Genomic DNA, 18,355 nt, shown 5'->3' on the forward strand with positions numbered 1-18,355 from the left:
TAAAAACTGAAATTTTGAACAAAATGGGGAATAAGAATGAACGATTTTGCTGCCGTTATACCTGTTGAGTCTATCGACGCTCAATGGTTGACAAAGGTGTTTTCTAAAGCGGGTTACCTTAAAGATGGTGAGGTTACCAGCGTTACAAAAGAGCCTTGTGGCACCGGTCAGCTGGGAGACTCGTTCCGTTTCAACCTCACCTACAGCGTACCTTTAGCTGGCCCTTCCACTATTGTGGGGAAGTTTCCATCAGTTGACAAAACAAGCCGTGAGTTCGGACGTGATTCTGGCTATTACAGTAATGAAATTAAGTTTTATAACGAGCTGGAGCCGCACCTTTCTGTAGAGGTGGCCAAGGTTATTCACGGCGCAATAGCTGACAACCAAACCGACTTTATTCTTTTGATGGAAGACTTGGCCCCTGCGCGTGGCGTTGATCAGTTGAAAGGGTGCACAGCAGATGAAGCTGCACTGGTTATGGAACAGGCCGCTGCATTTCATGCGGGAAGCTGGGGTAATCCTGAATGGCTAAATATCAGCGAGTGGCAAAAGGGCGTGCTGACTATTTACGATAATGTTACAGATTCTTTTGGTGAAATCATCAAGAATTTTCCTGAAATTGCAGGAGATCTGGTGCCTGAGGCTGACCTGGCCGAAGCATCCAAGTTAATACCGTACGCCGATGTCTGGAAACGAGTGTTCAATGATCCACAATGCTTATGGCATAGCGATTTGCGCGCTGATAATGTGCTTTTTGATGCGCAGGATGGTAAGCGGCCTGTCGTTGTTCTTGATTGGCAGGGGTTGGCTTTTGGTCGGGGCACGATGGATATCGCGCTTTATATTGGTACGAGTATGACAACAGAAGATCGCCGCGCTCATGAACGTGATTTGGTTACTCATTACCATAATGCGATGAAGGCTTACGGAGTAACCGATTACGACGCGGAGCAGTGCTGGAATGATTACAGAATGCATTCTATCTATGGTTTGCAAGTTGGTACTTTTGGATTTGGTGCGGTAAAACGTACAGCGCGCGGTGATGAAATGTGGAAGTCGTGGATAGAGCGCACGGCTGCTCAGGTACGTGATCTGGATGGCTATTCGGTGCTTAAAGCGTTCTGATTTTTGCCAATTTGACTACCAGATTAGGTAGTGATGGAAATGACTCGGGAATTCAATGGCCTCTATCGATAACAACGACGCGCTGGTTAATCGGGTGCTGGATCTGTCCCTGGATGCCGTGAGCCGCTCCGGTCTTGATGGGTTTTCTATCAGAAATATCGCCAGTGAAGCCGGGTGCTCTGTTACGCCGATCTCCCGAAGGTTCGAAACCAAAGCAGACCTTTTGTTGGCTGTTCAAAATCATGCGTATGGGGAAGAGCTCAAATTCCATCGAAACCTTGCTGCAGAACTTGAGAGCATGCCCCTGAGTTATGAGAATCTGGTAGAAGTTCTTATTTTATATATTGAAAAACGCACGAAGTTTAAAACCGCTCGGTTTTGGTCAGAAGTATTATTGAAGCTGGAGCCAGGAGCCTTCTCACGCGATTTATTGCGGCACTGGCATCAAATGCGGGTTAAATTCTGGTCTGATCGCTTAAAGGGTACAGAACGAAGTTTTTCATCTGCTCTTCCGGAGCTGATAGTGACTTATATCACCATGGAAGAGCTTTTCGCCTATCAACTCTGGCCGAATATACACTACCGAATGCTATTGCAGGAGAACGTTCGGGCGTTGTTGGCAGGGAGTTTTGGCATTCAGGATAACGCCGTCGAGGGTGATGTTTTTCTTTGGCTCAATAGTGGGGGGGAAGCATTCCCTGAGTTTGATAAACACCCGCCTGACGATCTGGCGGAAAAGTTGTTAGAGATAGCTGCGGATGAAATCAAAGAGAAGGGGTTGGGCTCTTTGAGTCAGCGGCGTTTGACGAAAAAGGCAGGCGTTTCGTCAGCAATGATTGCGTATCACTTTGATAATATGGCGAATTTTGTCAACGAAGCGTTGTGGCACGCTTTGCTGCGAGAGAAGCCAAGCGAGTTTAATGCTAAGGATTTGAATAGCATTAAGCAAAAAAACAAGGTTGAGTGGGCCAGGGTTTTAAAAAGATTAACCCGCCCAAAAACAGGTAATACCAAAGCCGGCTTTTATTCTGATTATGCAAAGCTCACTGGCCAGGCCTGCCTTTTGGCGTCGCGGCAGGAATCACTTTATCCGCTGATTGAGCATTTGAGGCGAATTGGTGGGTGGGGAACCTTTAAATCAGGGCAAACATTTTGGCCCGACTCTCTCGTTGTAAAAAGAGGCACGGCAAGCGTATTTGCTGTTTGGATGAAAGGCCAGGCTATTTTAAATGAAGCGTTATCAGATTCCGGCATGATCCCTGAGGAGATGTTTTTTTCTGCGGCTGAACTCCTTTTCGAACAAGTTTAATCTCTACCTGGCGCTCAGGTATTTCACATTAATTTCTCCGAATAACATCTAAAAACTTATCACCTTATAGATCGTCGTTAAATTATTTTAATATAAAAATATCACTTGGTTAATAATAAATATTATTTGATTGCTATTTAAGTTATTGAAATATAACAATATGAATATTTTTTGTTAAATAAAAAAATCAAGTGGTAGGCTTGAAGTGAATTATTGTAGCTGCTATTGTCTCGGCTCAATCAGGAGTCGAGCTGCGGTGTGATAAACAGAATTAACATGGCGGCTTCTGGTTACAACAACATGGTCATTCCAAGCACTGGCTAGGTAAAAATCTGCGATCTGGCGCAATTAACGGAGATGGTTAATCAGCGTTGCCAAATAGCAGGTTTTTTAGCTCAACAGAAATTATTATGGGGAAGTGTTATGTCTCGTTTTGATAACAGCACGAAAAAAAGAATATTCAATCGATCTTTTCTTGTTTCTATGGTTTCGCTTGCGACTTTGTCTGTGGCCTCGCCAGGTATGGCCGCGCAAAGAACATCTATTTTGGAGGAAGTGGTTGTCACTGCACAAAAGCGTGAGCAATCCGCCGACGACGTCGGTGTTGCCATTTCGGCCTTCTCGGGCGACCAGATGGAAGCGCTGAACTTTAGCAGTGCCGCTGACGTATCCATGCAGTCACCTAATGTGGAAATTCGCCGCCACTTTGTTGGCCGTGGGTTGACCACCAACCTGTTTGTTCGCGGTGTAGGCAATACCGACCTGAACAATGGTGCAGAATCACCCGTTGCAGCTTTTGTGGATGAGTTCTACATGATTTCCAGCAGCACGGTGGACTTTTCTTTATTTGATATGGAAAGAACCGAGGTTCTTAAGGGGCCGCAGGGTACACTTTTTGGACGTAACGCCACCGGCGGAGCTTTCTCTTTCGTGACTCAAAAGCCTGAAGAAGAGTTTGGAGCATATGTCGAAGGTACTGCGGGCACGGACGGCATTCTGGGGGGCGAAGTTCGCCTGAATATGCCGGTTAGCGATGATCTAAAGCTTCGTTTCAGCGCTTATCATGACAGCCATGACGGTTTTACCGAAAACAACTATCCAGGACAAAGTGATTTTCGGGAGTCGGGTTTCGAAGCTTACCGAGGTCAAGCGTTATACCAGGTGAACGATAGCTGGGAAACACTGCTTAAAGTAGAATACGGCAAGGCCGAAGGTCACTTGGTGGGCGATAACCTGAACCCAATGATGAAATCAGGTGATGATATTGTTTTTGCCGCGACAACCTTAACGGGGCTATCTAAAGATTCTGACCCGTTTGATGTTGCCCATAACAGTAAGGACTGGGCAGAGAACGATGTAACTCATTACCTGTGGACCAACACTTGGGATACTGACAACTTCACCGTTACTTCAATTACCGGTTATCTGGATCAGGATTACGTTCTGACAGAAGACTGCGATGCTTCTGCCTTGAGCGTCTGCAACTTCAACGGGTTCTATGAATCTGAGCACTGGTCGCAAGAGGTCAGGCTTAACGGCAGCACAGAATCACTTAATTGGACGGTTGGTGCCTACTATATGAAGCAGGATGCCGACGGCGGCTATAACTTTAATGCTTTCAACGGCCTCCTTGCGCTTCTTGATCCATCGTTCCCAGCTAACGCCGGTGCGTTGCAGCACTCAGTTTTCGAGACCGAAGTGGAGACTTACGCAATCTTTGGCCAGTTGGAATACTCCCTGACTGATACGGTAACCCTGATCGGCGGCCTGCGCCTGCAAAAAGACAAGAAAGATTTCCAACAGCAGGACGCGCAGATAGCGGTGCTGGTTGACGATTTTGACTTTGATGGGCCGCGCAGTTTCACCTCAGCTAACCTGACACCAATCCTGGTAGGTGGCAACGAAATACTGCTTGCTCCTGTCAATGACTTCACGCCGGCCACCGCAGGTAGTCTTACCGAACTGGATGAAGACGGAGTGAGTGGCACGTTGCAGCTCAACTGGCAACCAACGGATGACTCTTTGTATTACGCTTCATTCAGACGCGGCATCAAGGCAGGCGGTTTTAATGTAGGGGTTGTTCCGCTCGGCCTAGCCGCTAATCAGTGGGGCTATGATCAGGAGAAACTGGATGCCTACGAGATCGGCGCCAAATTGCAATTAACAGAGAGTATGCGTCTGAACGCAGCGACCTTCTACTACGATTACAAGGATTATCAGGCGCTGAGCTTTCAGAACCTGGGGCAGTTCTTTGTAAACCGTCCAGCCACCATTACAGGCCTGGAGGTTGAACTTTTTGCCAATCCAATAGAAGGCCTGGATATTATCCTGGGAGCCAGCTTCCTGGACACTGAAGTAGAAGATGTGCAGAGAGGTGTATTGGTCTCAACAGTTGAAGACAGGGAAATGGGTGAGGCGCCCGCCAAGACCGCGAACCTGGTCGTTCGCTACGAGTGGCCGGTAGCAAATGGCTATCTTTCTGTACAGATTGATGGCAACTATGTCGGCGAAAGATTCGGGGATATTCTCAATCAGACAGCGGCCACACTGCAGTCATATTCAATCTGGAACAGTAATATTACCTACACTGCAGAAGACGATAAGTTTTTTGCCAAACTTTGGGTAAGAAATCTCAATGATAAGGAAGTTGCTACCTACCGTATTGAAATTACCGATCTTCTCGATTACGGACAGGATAACTTTGCAGAACCCAGGACTGCCGGTTTAACTGTTGGCTATCACTTTTAGCCGCTTTTAAAGGGGAGTGCCTTTGGGGCCGAGTTGGTCCCAAAGGTTAGTAGATATACAATCCTTGGTATTTCCAAATACCTAACAAGAATGATTACTAGGAGCCATTGATGCTTAACAATATAACTTCAGATATAAAACCCTGTAACCCTGACGATGAGAATCGGCATGATCTTTCCTCATTGCCCGGCACGCGTGAAGCGGTAGTTTATATGCTGCCTTTGCCTGAGTATGACTGTGCGGGAATTATTTACACGTGGGTTGATTGTGAAGGTAAGGCCGGTTCATCTATGTCGTTTTTCGGGCCGGGTATTGGTGAGAAAATTGATGAGCGTGTTGATCAGGTAGATGTGCCATCTACGATGGATTTTTATAATTGGGATGTCGGTGGTCTAAAGCTGGAAATTGATACACCTTTTGAAACCGCTAACGTCTCTTACCGGGGCAAACGCATCGAACTGGATTTCAGGTTTGAAGCAACACATCCGGCTTATCCATTTAGCGCTTTTAGAAAAGGCTGCCCACCTTATTACGCCATTGATCGCACCGAGCAACATGGACGTATAAAAGGTAATTTTAAAATAGATGGCAAGGAATATGCGCTGGATACCTTTTGCCAGCGGGATCGTTCATGGGGGCCGCGTATCTGGGGCTTGAATCAACATTATAAATGGTTTCATGCCACTACCGAGAGTACGGCGGTACACTTTTTTGAAATGCAGTCATTCGGACGAGTTCATCAGCTCGGCTATGTCTTTAAAGAAGGTCATATGGCAGAAATTACCTCTCTTAAATATGACTTTGTTTTTGATGACGATATGCACCACACATCTATTTATGTGGTTATCGAAGATTCTTCGAATCGAACCACAACCTTACAGTGCAAAACCATTGCGAAGTTTGTTTACCCTGTTGATCCCATGATTCAACTGAATGAATCAGCAACAGCGGTAGAGATAGAAGGCGAAAAAGGATCGGGGTGGTGCGAGTTTTGCTGGAATAAGAATTATCTGGATTTCGCCAAACAGCATATCGAATACGCCAACTGAGTTATCGGCTGAGTAATAACAATGATTACGCTAGACGATTTTAATTTTCATGAGCGAGACCCAAATGACCGCACGTGGACAGAAACGCTGTTTATTATTTTTTCAAATGCAGAACATGCGGTAAGCGGAAACCTGTACTGTGTTGCCCGCCCTAATATGGGGGTGTTGCACAGCTCTATTGAAATTCATAGAGGGTTTTGTTTTCAGCCCTGGCAGATAGACCACAACGATGCCCAGATGCATTTGCCCTGTCCTGAAGATTACTCTGATTTCACGTTGGAAAACGGATTGCGCTTCAAAGCTCATAGCGCTTCTGAGCTTGAGTGGCATTACAAATCGCTGGATGGTCATTGCGAAGTGGATCTTGCGTTCAAGGCAGTATGTCCGCTGATTGATACCCATGATCCCCAAGATAATCCTCTGGCGGGGCAAGCCAAGGTCAAGGGTTACGATGGTTGGAACAACGGCCATATGGAAGGCAAGGGGCGGACGACCGGACGTTTGTTGTTGCACGGTACGGAGTATAGTATCGACTGTGTTGACGGTATTAACAAAAGCTGGGGTCCCCGAAATGATTGGGGTAACAGGGGCGCTACCTGGGTACACATTGATCTGGGTGAGGATTTAAACGCCTTTCTCGTGCTGGACGTCGATTTTGAAAACAAGGAAATGGTGTATGGCCCATTTCGGTATGGTTACATCGCTCAAGGGGGCGTACGGCGGCCTATTGTCAATGCGACGATGACGGCGGAGCGAATGGATATGCTGGTCACTCGGGCAATTGTTGAAATGGAAGATAGTAACGGCGACACCTTTTGTGCAAGGGGTACTACCATCGCTGGCGCTCCCTGGTATAACTTTAATCCGGCAACCTGCGGATTTCAGACCCTAATGCGCTGGGAGAGCGGTAATCTCTCGGGCTATAGTCATATTGCTGATTTTGTGGGGCATGGATTCCTTTCCAGGGGTATGGCGGATAAATTTTCAGTTTAAAAAAAATAAATAAAATACTAATAAAGAACAACTATTCCATAAGGCTTGTTTGTTATGACCGCACTAGAACGATTGAAGACGAGTGATATTCGTGAATCTCCCAGTGATGCACTGATTGAGCAAATTCGAGATAAGTATCCAACAGAAAAAGAAGTTGATGCTGTATTTACCCGCAAAATGCAGCGTCGTAATGGGCCGCCCTTTCAGCAGTTAACTCTGGATCGTTTGGTCAGTGGTGCGAAGCAACTGATAGAAGCCAACCTTGGTTATGAGGTGGGTATTTCCGAAGCCAAATGGTTGTCCGGAGGTGCTTCAAAACTGCAAGCTGTTTTCGTATTGCAGTGGCGAGGTGCTGACGGCAAGGGTAATGAAGCAGCCAAAATGGTACTCCGTACAGAGCCTGCAGCCTCAATTACCGAATCAAGCCGATTGCGTGAATTTGAGGTACTTAAAGCAGTAGAGGGTGTCATTCCTGCCCCCGAGGTCTATTGGGTAGATGAGGATGGAAGCTATTTGCCATACCCCGGCATCATTATGGGGTTTTGTAACGGCGTTGCTAAACCCTCTCACGATGCAGACAAAGTATCTGGTCTCGGTCAGAATTACGGCCCGGAATTACGGCAGAAACTAGCCCCACAATTTGTCGAGTTGCTAGCCAGATTGCACACGCTGGATAGCGCACATTTCGAGTGTCTGGAACATTATGACAGGCCTGTGGCTGGCTCCAATGAAGCTGTCATTAAGCAGGTTAATTATCTTCGCAGGATGTGGGAGGAAGACCGGATAGAGGAAGAGCCGATTATGGACGTTGTCTATAAATGGCTGATCAAGCATGCGCCTCCCATTGACCACGTTTCCCTGATCCACGGCGATTACCGCAATGGCAACTTTCTGTTTAATGAGGATTCCGGGGAAATTACCACTTGGCTGGACTGGGAGGGCGCGGTTCTGGGTGATCGGCACCGGGACCTTACTTATGCAACCCTGGATACTTTTGGGCATATCGCAGAAGACGGTGAAACCCTTCTGGCTTCCGGCATGATGTCCAGCGAAGAGTTGTTTGCTGCTTATGAGAAAGCTTCCGGTTTGAAGGTTGACCCGGTGCGACTGACTTACTACAGCGTATACAACCGTTACCTGTTGCTCACTCTGATTATGGGGTCATCGGCGCGTTCTTCCTATGGCGCCCGAACCCATCAAGATGTACTAACAAACTATCTCACCGGTTTGGGCTATCAGAACTTGTCCGAGCTCTGCGACTTCTTTAAGGAGGTGACACAATGATTCAGACATTTGATACCCAGCTGGAAGTTTCACTGCGCGCGCTGCGTGAAGTGGTTGCTCCCGCATTGGAAAATGCCGAGAGCCACGTTGTGGAACAGTTTAATCTTGCCTTAGCAACATTGGATTTTACTCGTCAACGGCTGCCGTATGCGCGCAGTTTTCACCGTTCGGAATTGCAGCACTTTATGGAGTTCTCTGCTGATGTTCGTGAAGTTATTGATGCAGATCGCCCGGATATTGCGCAGCAACTGAAGAATACTGAAGAAGAGGGGAGTAAACAGTTAGCAAGTCCTGAAGCCGAGGTTGAAGACTACCTGATGGTCAGCCGCCAATTACGCGAGCTTATTGCGGAAGCGACTCAATGTTCAAATGGCAAGCCTTATGAAAAGCAACTGGACACTCTGATTTTGCAGCGGCAAAAAGATTTTTTCCCGGCGCAAAGAAGTTGGTGTCAACCTTTGGGGCTTGATACCAAACCGGATGAATTGCCAACAATGGACGAGGCCATTAGTGGCGCGTATTAGGGCTAATTTTTATTTCCTTACCTTTCCTTACCAACGCTGTATCTTAAGACGGTCGCCCGTAGCGGTTAGCGCAGGTTACGGCCACCGGTTCTTGTAACCCGACGCGTAAAAACATGGAGAATGTGATAACAATGAGTGCCAATATTATTCTTGAAATTAAAGCTTCTACCGGGAAAATTGAAGAAGTAAAAGACTTCTTTCGCGAAATTCTTCCAGCGACACGCCTTTACGAGGGTTATATCAGTCTCGACGTTCTCCAAAACCTGGACGACCCAACCGAGCTGGTCATTTCGGAATGCTGGGAGAGTCGTGAGGCCTATCAGCAATATTTTAATTGGCGAGCTGAAACTGGCGTGTTTGAAAAGCTCGCTTCAATGATCGAAGGCGTGCCCAAGGTTCGATTTTTAGAAAATACTGGTATCTAACTCTCGCTTCAGGAGAGGCTGCTGGATTCAGTATGCAATCAATGGTGCCGGGGTGCTTTACCGTAACACCGAGGGTTATGGCTGCGTTGTGGTTGTTTCTGCGTTCAGGAAACCGTTCAGAAACAAGTTATACACGATGTTAGCCATTGACTCGAAAGTTTGTGTTCTATAACGCATATACTTATCCCACATATACCTATCCCGAAAAGGCTACTAACTAGTAGCTGTATTGTTTGAAGACCTACTAATCTGGTGCGAACGCCACTCTATATTCCAAAACATAAATCCGCCAAACGCATTTGGCTGGCAACAAAACATTTACGCCTCTCCTCAAAACACCAAAGTCCTCGCTATTGATAGTATTTGGTAAGTTTGGTTGATTCCTCTGTTGCAATGTTATTCTCGCTAAGTGGGTATCGCAGTCAGCGACCAGCTGAACAATAGGAAATCCAGGGCATCGCTCTAGGCTTAAGGCTAGAAGCCTAATGAGGTTGCGCAAATATTAAGTTTTTTGAGCGGTGTGTTTGTGACGAGACTTATAAAGAGGGGCGTTGATGGGAGGGTAAAACTTTCGGTCTATTATGCGTCTACCGTCAGTCTGGCTGACGGTTTCAGTTTTTGACTGTAGCCGCCCTGAAGGGCTTCGTCGCTTCACTCCTTATCCAAATTCCGCCTAAGGCGGAATTTATCGAACCTGCGGTTTTCGTTTTATTTGTAGAAACAAAAAACCCCACCACAAGGGCGGGGTTTTATATTTGGTACCAGAGGCCGGACTCGAACCGGCACACTATCGCTAGCGGGGGATTTTGAATCCTTCTCGTATAATCATTTCTCAGTGTTAATTGATGCTCCTAAAAGTTGATTTATGATACCCATGTTGTTGATATATTAGTATTTAATCCTTTATTCTTTCTTGGTTCTTCAATTTTCACTGTTACTTGATATTTCCTCTGGGATACAAAAATTACGCTGTTTTGTATCCCAGGTGTATCCCAGATTTAACCTTACCATCGCCTGAAAAGGAGTTCTTGTTCATGGGAAGATCATCAGAGAACAGGGTCAAGTTTAGCAAGCCGACCTTAACCGTTATTGAGCGCCGAATTAATAACGGTGAATTTACAAAAGAATCCTACCTTTACGACAATGCCAGCCATCTGGCGATAAGAATCAGACCCAGTCAATCGTATTCAGACAGTGCGTTCTGTCTATACGAAAGGATTCGTATTCGCGGACAGCAAAAAAGTAAGTTGTATAAGCGGCAAATCATGAAGGTTGGTGAAGCGAGAAATGCACAAGTTCCGATTTCAGAACTGAGACAGAAAGCAGATAGCCTGTTCCTGGAAATACAAGAGGGACGCGATCCTCATTTGCTTGCTCAACAGCTGGCTGCTGAGCAAGCAAATGAGCAACAACTATCCGAGGCTAAGCGAACGTTCAGAGATATGATCTTTGGGTCGCCGACAGGTAAGGACGGGGAGTTTTTGCCTGATGGTTTTGTCGCGGAGAGGCGCCCCGGTGACCGTTACCTGATCGATATCAAAAACAAATGTGAGGTTTTGTTGGCGGACTTACTAGATGAGCATCTTTACCGCATATCGGCAGAGCAGGTAAAGGCCGTATATCTCCAGCAAGTAGGTAAGGGCGAAACCCAGCTACATAATGCAATGCGTATTTTGAGGTCGGTATGGAATTGGGCTCAGGCGAAATATGATGAGTCTGACCTTTTTATCCGAAACCCGGTTAGTCGAGCGATGAAACAGCTAGGCGTTAACATTAACCGCTCTAACCGTCGCACAGAACGCCTGGATGACAGCGACTTCAAACCCTATCTCAGAGCGGTGCTAGGGCTCCGGGAGCATGATCACACTTCGGCCTTTCGCAATGGACGGGACGCTTTGCTATTTATGTTGTTCTCTGGTGTAAGGCTGATGGGTACTATGACTATCCGAATCGCTGATATTGATCTTAACAGGCATACTTTCAAAATTATCAAGAAAGGCGGAAAGCAGGCGGAATTACCCCTGAACTCCGCCACGGAAGCGATTGTTCGTAATCGATTGGCAAATTTGCCTGAACAGACGGAGTATTTATTTCCGGGAATTACTGGCAGCGGGCATTACAGGGATACAAAAGATGTCAGAAAGATCGTCAAGGAGGTATCTGGGGTATCTGTCACTAATCATGATTTGCGCCGAACCTACAAATCTATCGGGGCCGAATTGGAGATCAGTCCAATCCTTATTGATGAGCTGTTGAGTCATGCCCGGGAAGGTGTGGATGCACACTATATTCATCCATCCATGACAAAACTACGAGAGGCTAGTCAGAAGGTCGCTGATTATATGATTGGAAAATCCTGTTTGGATCTAATGAAAGAGCTAACAGCTGCTTGGTAAGTTGCTAAACCAAAATTCTAGGGCGTTCTAAATTGGGAATGAGTGACTAGCGAATCTAGACAAGCCCGATAAACGCTAACAGATATGAAGCTGGATAGTTGAAATAACGGCTAGACGTAAGTTTCTTCACAATTGGATGTTGTATTTTGTTTCTTGAAAAGGATAACTTCGGATTCCAGGTAGAAAACCTTTCGAAACCGCTTACACCACGGCAATTCTGGACGCTCTCCTGTACAGCGCCATTTTCGCAGTGTGCTGGGTGATAAGCCTAGTAGCGAAGCCGCCTCTTTAGTTGTAAGTTCGCGGTCGTAAATAACCGCTGCGCTGTCGTTCATATTTTAGTTCCCGAAAGAGTCAGAAGCTCATGTTAGTCTGTAAAAACATTAGCATTAAGCTAATTGTTATTACAAGCTAGAATCCAAGCTATCTTTTTATCAGGGAGCTAAACATGGCCTTTGTGAAAGCCGTCACTTTGTTAAGCATGGGATTTCTGATGTGGCAGTAGAGGCCGGTCTGGTGGCTTTATCGCTGGACTGCTTTCGTTCCTCGATCCATTGCTCTACATCAGCTAAATCCCAGACCACCTTGCGGCTTGTTAAAACGATACGGCGGGGAAATTCTCCACGTTTTTCCATGTTGTAAATGGCGCGGTCTGAAAGCGGTATCATTGCCAACAATGTTTTTCGGTTAATCAAGGTTGTTATCTTTTGCGTGCTGTCTATACAAATCATTCTCTTGTCATCTTTTGGTGTAGGCGGTTAAGTCTACGATCAGTATTCAGACTACCTCCCCCTTGAAGACAATGACTCCACAGATTGTCGCTTCTTCATCCACTTCGATAATGCGATTCGGCCAGTCAGGGTTGAGCGCCTTCAGGTACTGCTTGCCCTCTTCAATAATTAACTGCTTGAACGTGGCTTCATTGGATTCATCGAGTCGAACAACCACGTACTTTCCGTGGTCAGGTGAAACATTGGGGTCAACAAAAATCAGGTCGCCCTCATGAAATTTGGGTTCCATACTGCTGCCGCGGACCCTAAGTACAAAGGATTCAGGACTACAGCACACCGGGCAGGGTAAAAGCTCTGAACCGTAGGCCGGCACGAAACTTTCAGAAATCTCATACCAATTTCCAGCTTGAACCCAAGAGATCAGCGGGTGGAGGCTGCGAAGGTCGGGGCCATCGTGGGCGTTGTGTTCTTCCTGTATCACCCCCTCCGCATGGGGCGTATCCATCCATCCTTGGAATTTTTTCATAGCCTTTTCCAGTTTTTCCGCCAGCTCATCTCCGATAGAGCGGGGCGTTCCTTTTTTGGTTGGCAGCTGGTTGCGCACCTGGCTGAGGTAGGAGCTATTGGTCCCAGCCGCGCGCGCCAACTTGGCAGCTGACCCCGCTTCGGCAATCAAAACCTCAAGATTGTGGAGCCGGATCTGGTTAAGTTTTAGCGTCATGCGAAATACTTTAGCAGATAATTTAGCAGAATGCTAAGCAAAAACGTGGTGCTTGTCGTTGCCCGATGATTCGCACGGTGCTAATGTTTTTACGCATGGAGCTAAAGGACTTTCTCAAAGTGGCAACCAAGCGGGAGCGGGCCGACGTCGCAGCAGCGTGTGGCGACTCAGTCTCCTACTTGTATCAGATTGCCGGCCAGCATCGATATGCCAGTCCATTGATGGCGACGCAAATCGAGCATTACACCCGTACTGTGGCGGACCTTTCGGATGGTCGACTGGAGCCTGTGCCTCGGGCGAGCATGGTTCGACATCCAGAGATTTTCTACGGCGTCGTGCCTGAATCGGGTGCACAAGAAGCAGGTGGTAACGATGACGCCTGAGAGATCGCCATCCGTCCACGAGATCACCCGTGTAGACGTCACTCGTATCCACCATTACTCCCGCAATCCCCGCCGGCAGCAGAACCCGGAATATGATCGAATAAAGGCGTCGATCCAGGCTGAAGGCCTAGATCAACCATTGGTGCTATCACAGGAGCCGGGGGCTACTGATTATGTGCTCCATAGTGGCGGCAATACACGGCTGAGGATACTGAAGGAGCTTTTGGACGAAACCGGCGATGAGCGATTTCGCTGGATCGATTGCGTCGTCAAGCCCTGGTCGCAGGAGTCCAATGTACTTTTTGCCCACCTCCGGGAAAACGAATTGCGCGGCGGTTTGCCTTTCATCGATAAAGCGTTGGCCGTATTCGAAGCAAAGTCTCTCCTCGAAAGCGAGATGGAGGTTGAGAGCCTGTCTCAGCGCCAACTGGAAGAGTTGTTCAGAGAGCGAGGTTTCGGGCTCAGCCACAGCATGATTTCCAAAATGGGATATGCCGTTGAGACCTTGTGGCCATTGATGCCAAAAGCCTTGGCTGCCGGATTGGGTCGGCCACAGGTGGAAAAGATCCGAGCCCTTGAACGCGCTGCCCGAGCGATCTGGGATCGTCGCCAATTGGGGGATAACACCGTCTTCGATGCGATCTTTGCCGAGTTGTGTCGCCGTCATGATGGCGCCGAATGGGACATTCAGCCACTGCGCGATGCATTGGAAAATGAGATCGCCGTGGAGTCCGAACTGAATCGCCAAGTGATTCATCTGGAGATGGAGGCGCAACTATCGGGCCGCGCATTCAGCCTCCCCGCTCATACCGAAGAGGATACAGAGCCGGGGGCGGACAGGGACTCGGAACACCCGGAGCATTCTGATAGTGGGCCGTCATCGAATACGACGACATTGGCAAAGCAGCCTGCTGATATCGATTCACCGTCGAGTTGTCACGACAAAAGCAGAGACCAACACAGTACTGCGGCTGAGTTGACCTCTGCGCCGAATGCCCAAAAAGGCGGTCAGAAAAGAAATCTTGACGTTTTGCGGAGCCAGTTGTGGGACTGCGCAGTAACCCTGGCGACATCCCACGGGCTGCACGAGACAGTCATTCGTCTGCCGGATCAGGGCTTGGGCTTTCTGCTGATTGATGTGCCTTCACCGGAGCTGCGGGAATCCCTTGACCAGGACATGCTGGATTTAGTGTCCGCACTCTGGTGGCAGTTGGCTGCGAGCTCAGAGTTGACCGTCGCTCCCACGGACATTGTCCTGGCCTACCTGGATAAAGACTCGCCCCTATACCAGGCCTTGGCATCCCATGATGCCGGTCTGCTCTTTGGCAGTGTCTGGACGCCTGATCCCGGCCATCTCAACAGCCAGCTCTGGCAACAATTGAACCCGCCAGACTGGCAGCGTTTGCTGCAAATGATGGAGTCCTACCGGAGCATTAAACGGTTAGCCTTCGATACCGGGGTCGAGCTTTGGGCGCAACAAGGAGGTGAAAGCGATGTCGTCCAATAAGGAAGCCGACCTCACCACCGCCGTGCTGTTGTACGCCATGCGCTGTCTGGCAGAGGGGGATCAGCAGGCATTGCGTGCCATGAACTTTGGCCCCAAAGAGCTGGACGCACTGAAAGAGATGAATCTGGCCGATCTCTATCGGGCCGATGCACTGCGTGTGCACTGTCTGCAGATTGGTCTCAATCGTGATGTTTTTTGGCCGATGCTCGATCACCTGCGTCATCAGCGGGAATCTGAGGATCTGCAGCGAACATTGCTGGTCGCGGACGCACCGTTAGAGATGATGCAGCAGCTGTTTGGTGTGAGTTCTCGGGAGTACACGCGATGGCGCCGATTGTTGACGCTGGCGCCGGCCGTGGGCAGGCCTCCCGAACTGAATGAAACCGATACCCACGCGCTCTGGTATGCCTGGCAGGATAAGGTACAGGCGGATGACAAATCCACATTAACTGCAGAGGACTATCTCGACCTACAGCAACAGACAGGCATTGGATTGCGATCGATTTGGGCGCTGGTGCAGCGTTGGGAAACCTACGGTGAGGGAAGCAGTGCCGCGACGTCCGGGCGGGTTGTCGAGAATGGCCCATGATGCGGATGCGCTGCGACCAGAAACTGTTGCTCTCGACGCTTTAATCAAGGCAACTGTTGCCAAGGTTCGTGCCCAGAGTGATCCATCGTTACCGGATGCCATGTTGTTCATGGGGAATTGGCATCAGGCCGTGCCGGCCATGGTCATCCAGGACCCGGTGTTGGAACCCGTCGATAAACTGGTATGGATGGTTATCATGCTCCATGCCAGAGAGACTGGAGGACGAACGGCGTTTCCCGATTACGATACCATTGCGGCTAAAACTAACGTTTCCTCAACCTCCACTGTCTCTCGTGCTATTGCCATTCTGCGCTTGACGCGTTGGCTCACGCTGTGCGCCAGAGTGCGTCAAAAAAGCGGCCGTTTCACCGGCAATGTCTACAGTCTTCACGATGAACCCCTGCCTCTGGTCGATGCCCTGTACCTGGATGAGGCCTACATGGCATTCGTCACCCAATCCCAGGAACATCATCACGCCCGCGTCCGGCGCGTGGCGCAAGCTGTGTTGGAGAGTCTGGATAAGGATATTCAGGAAGGCGAGTCGTTAGGACGGAAGGAGTCAACTATTGAGCGTCGCCTGCAGGCCGCGCAACAATTGTCAGATTCCAGCGGAAACCACAGCAAAAGCGGTCGTTATTTTACCTTTCACGCCGCGACCATTGGGAAACTGAAAAATTCATCCGAGGCCAGCGCATCAGCACAATCCGTCCAGGACCAAAATTCAAAGGCGGAGGCTAAGGAACACTACAGTAGTCGTTGTAGTAGTCATTATAAAAAAACAACTACAACAACCACTACACAAAATACAAACCATGAAGAGAAAACATTTTCTGAATCCAATCCATCAGTCCCGTCGGCAACAGAGCGAGCGCTGATTTATCCGCCGCGCTTGTCGGATAACCAGAAACACTTGGCGGACAGGTATCTTGCCATGATCGATCCTGATGATCGGCAGTTGGTGCTCGACGAACTTCAGGGTCGTCTGGAGTCTGAGCAAAAAGGCATGAAGCCGGTTTATGACGAGCTGCGGTTCTTGCATTCGCTGTGCAAGGCGGCACAACAAGGCGAATTTGTGCCCAACCTCGGGATCAAGGTGGCCGAGGCAAGACAAGATCGGGTACTTCACGTCCCGCCGCCAGAAAACGAAGAACAGAAAAGCAAAGCGGCTGAAGAGCGAGCACGAAACCAAGCCTATGGGCGTGAGCAGCTGGCCAAGTTACGAGCATCATTGAATATGGATAAATAGCGCGACCGCCCGTTATCACACACGATGTGACACCCCTCCGTCGTTACTTCCCTGCACTGTTTCCACTGGAACCATCTGATCGCAACAACACAAAACACTGCATCAGTCGGATGGATATTCCGTGGTGTCATTTTCCCATTCGTGGATTCATAGAACGTCAGAGTTGACCTTGAAGGGAATGACGCAAATGAATTCAGATGCACAGCAGTCACACGAGAGTACAGCCGAAAATCAAAACGAGTCAGTGCCAGGCGCCCTGCAGGGTGAAGTCTGGTTGACGATTCAGACCTATCAGGCCCAGAGCCTGATCCGCGGCCGCCGTGCAGCCGATGGCAAGCCTGCCATTATGGGATTGATCGGTTTTGCAGATCGGCTGAAGTCGCTATGGCAGGCCGTCCGCTTCGACGACCCTTATGCCGACTGGTGGTTGCTCAAAGTGGAAGAGGGCGTTGCCGATATCCGAGCACAGCTGCAGGGATTGCAGCAAAGGATGGACGCCCTTATCACTGAATCCAACAGTGCTCTCGAATTCACCGTCGCACAATCGAGTCGACCACAGCGCGTATCGTTACAGTTCGCCAATCCCTACGCCTTTCGCGCAGCACAGTTGCTGGGTGAGTACGACCGGTTGATGTGCGCAGACATGACGTTGCATTACTTAGGTCTCGACATGCCCACTGACCTCATTGAGCAGGTGTCGGGTAGTGGGCGATGGGTGCGCCGGGTGTTTGCGTTGCCCCAGGGGTATCACTGCCTGGACGTTCGTCGCTCCGATATCCGGCAGGGAACACCGGCAGCCATCAAAGCGAGAGAGCGGATGGGCAAGATTCCCCAGGACATCCTCAATGGTGAGCGGTTGCCGTCTCTGCGTCCCCTGGCATTTCAACAGCTGAATAACAACGCCATCGCAGATTCTGACGAGGGCTGAACGCCTTGGCCACCAGCACGCTTCAGCAGCTTGTCATCTCGCTCGATACGCGAATTCCACTGCTGGAAGCGATGGTGCTTCAGCGTTTACGCCGCCTGCCTAACAACCAGACAAAACAGTGGTTGCGGCAGCTGTTGCTGAGTGGGATTCAGGGAAGCGAAGTGTCAGGCCATCAGATCTGAGCAAGCGCTGCCGGCACCACACAATTCCTATGAGCCAGCCGTACATCACCAGATAAACGGAAACGGATCGGGTTCCGTCAGCCGCGAACAACCGGACGATGGTCGATCACGCTCGCGGTCACACAACAGCTCACACAACGGCAGACGCGCCAGACGCTCCCCCAAACGACACCGAAGGCGCTTTACGCACCTGAGACGGTGATCCGGTGAGTAAA

Annotated in this window: 18 protein-coding genes; 15 read left to right on the forward strand and 3 right to left on the reverse strand. The window is 49.0% G+C overall.

The window, feature by feature from the left end; genetic code table 11:
- Positions 1-36: 36 nt before the first annotated feature.
- The 9 genes from H7A02_02965 to H7A02_03005 all read left to right on the forward strand — a co-directional run bounded on the left by H7A02_02965 (position 37) and on the right by H7A02_03005 (position 11,853).
- Positions 37-1,125: a DUF1679 domain-containing protein gene (locus H7A02_02965; GenBank protein ID MCP5171221.1), complete on the forward strand. Its 1,089-nt coding sequence runs from the start codon at positions 37-39 to the stop codon at positions 1,123-1,125.
- A gap of 118 nt (positions 1,126-1,243) precedes the next feature.
- On the forward strand, positions 1,244-2,434 hold the full coding sequence (locus H7A02_02970) for a TetR/AcrR family transcriptional regulator (protein MCP5171222.1): 1,191 nt from the start codon (positions 1,244-1,246) through the stop codon (positions 2,432-2,434).
- A 423-nt stretch (positions 2,435-2,857) separates the two neighbouring features.
- Positions 2,858-5,182, forward strand: a complete 2,325-nt coding sequence (locus H7A02_02975; GenBank protein ID MCP5171223.1) for a TonB-dependent receptor — start codon at positions 2,858-2,860, stop codon at positions 5,180-5,182.
- A 110-nt stretch (positions 5,183-5,292) separates the two neighbouring features.
- Positions 5,293-6,231, forward strand: coding sequence for a hypothetical protein (locus H7A02_02980; protein MCP5171224.1), 939 nt, complete (start codon positions 5,293-5,295; stop codon positions 6,229-6,231).
- Positions 6,232-6,252: 21 nt separating this feature from the next.
- Positions 6,253-7,224 carry a hypothetical protein gene (locus H7A02_02985; protein ID MCP5171225.1) on the forward strand — a complete coding sequence of 324 codons (972 nt, stop codon included), beginning with the start codon at positions 6,253-6,255 and terminating at the stop codon, positions 7,222-7,224.
- A gap of 54 nt (positions 7,225-7,278) precedes the next feature.
- Positions 7,279-8,508 carry a phosphotransferase family protein gene (locus H7A02_02990; GenBank protein ID MCP5171226.1) on the forward strand — a complete coding sequence of 410 codons (1,230 nt, stop codon included), beginning with the start codon at positions 7,279-7,281 and terminating at the stop codon, positions 8,506-8,508.
- A complete protein-coding gene (locus H7A02_02995; GenBank protein ID MCP5171227.1) occupies positions 8,505-9,032 on the forward strand; it encodes a hypothetical protein in 528 nt (175 codons plus the stop codon). Before H7A02_02990 ends, H7A02_02995 begins: the two co-directional genes overlap by 4 nt.
- Before the next feature lie 131 nt (positions 9,033-9,163).
- Entirely contained in the window at positions 9,164-9,457 is a 294-nt protein-coding gene (locus H7A02_03000; protein ID MCP5171228.1) for an antibiotic biosynthesis monooxygenase, read from the forward strand.
- 1,034 nt (positions 9,458-10,491) lie between these two features.
- The gene (locus H7A02_03005; GenBank protein MCP5171229.1) at positions 10,492-11,853 is read left to right on the forward strand and encodes a tyrosine-type recombinase/integrase; all 1,362 of its coding nucleotides are present in this window, start codon (positions 10,492-10,494) and stop codon (positions 11,851-11,853) included.
- Positions 11,854-11,963: 110 nt separating this feature from the next.
- Here H7A02_03005 and H7A02_03010 read toward each other — a convergent pair whose 3' ends face one another.
- The 3 genes from H7A02_03010 to H7A02_03020 form a co-directional block, all read right to left on the reverse strand.
- Positions 11,964-12,188 (reverse strand): helix-turn-helix domain-containing protein, encoded by a 225-nt coding sequence (locus H7A02_03010; GenBank protein MCP5171230.1) that lies wholly within the window; start codon positions 12,186-12,188, stop codon positions 11,964-11,966.
- 132 nt (positions 12,189-12,320) lie between these two features.
- Positions 12,321-12,584, reverse strand: a complete 264-nt coding sequence (locus H7A02_03015; protein MCP5171231.1) for an AlpA family phage regulatory protein — start codon at positions 12,582-12,584, stop codon at positions 12,321-12,323.
- A gap of 46 nt (positions 12,585-12,630) precedes the next feature.
- Positions 12,631-13,305, reverse strand: coding sequence for a LexA family transcriptional regulator (locus tag H7A02_03020; GenBank protein MCP5171232.1), 675 nt, complete (start codon positions 13,303-13,305; stop codon positions 12,631-12,633).
- A 65-nt stretch (positions 13,306-13,370) separates the two neighbouring features.
- On the opposite strand from H7A02_03020, the gene H7A02_03025 reads away from it, so the two are divergent.
- The 6 genes from H7A02_03025 to H7A02_03050 all read left to right on the forward strand — a co-directional run bounded on the left by H7A02_03025 (position 13,371) and on the right by H7A02_03050 (position 18,140).
- Complete coding sequence (locus H7A02_03025; GenBank protein ID MCP5171233.1) at positions 13,371-13,688, forward strand: hypothetical protein; 318 nt, start codon at positions 13,371-13,373, stop codon at positions 13,686-13,688.
- Positions 13,678-15,195: a ParB N-terminal domain-containing protein gene (locus tag H7A02_03030; protein MCP5171234.1), complete on the forward strand. Its 1,518-nt coding sequence runs from the start codon at positions 13,678-13,680 to the stop codon at positions 15,193-15,195. The genes H7A02_03025 and H7A02_03030 overlap by 11 nt, the downstream gene beginning before the upstream one ends.
- On the forward strand, positions 15,182-15,784 hold the full coding sequence (locus H7A02_03035; GenBank protein ID MCP5171235.1) for a DUF2857 domain-containing protein: 603 nt from the start codon (positions 15,182-15,184) through the stop codon (positions 15,782-15,784). The genes H7A02_03030 and H7A02_03035 overlap by 14 nt, the downstream gene beginning before the upstream one ends.
- Positions 15,774-17,030, forward strand: a complete 1,257-nt coding sequence (locus tag H7A02_03040; GenBank protein ID MCP5171236.1) for a helix-turn-helix domain-containing protein — start codon at positions 15,774-15,776, stop codon at positions 17,028-17,030. Before H7A02_03035 ends, H7A02_03040 begins: the two co-directional genes overlap by 11 nt.
- Positions 17,031-17,217: 187 nt before the next feature.
- Positions 17,218-17,958 carry a TIGR03761 family integrating conjugative element protein gene (locus H7A02_03045; GenBank protein ID MCP5171237.1) on the forward strand — a complete coding sequence of 247 codons (741 nt, stop codon included), beginning with the start codon at positions 17,218-17,220 and terminating at the stop codon, positions 17,956-17,958.
- Positions 17,959-17,963: 5 nt separating this feature from the next.
- Positions 17,964-18,140: a hypothetical protein gene (locus H7A02_03050; protein ID MCP5171238.1), complete on the forward strand. Its 177-nt coding sequence runs from the start codon at positions 17,964-17,966 to the stop codon at positions 18,138-18,140.
- The last annotated feature ends 215 nt before the right edge of the window (positions 18,141-18,355 follow it).

The organism is Pseudomonadales bacterium, from assembly GCA_024234435.1.
Lineage (GTDB): Bacteria > Pseudomonadota > Gammaproteobacteria > Pseudomonadales > Porticoccaceae > JACKOF01.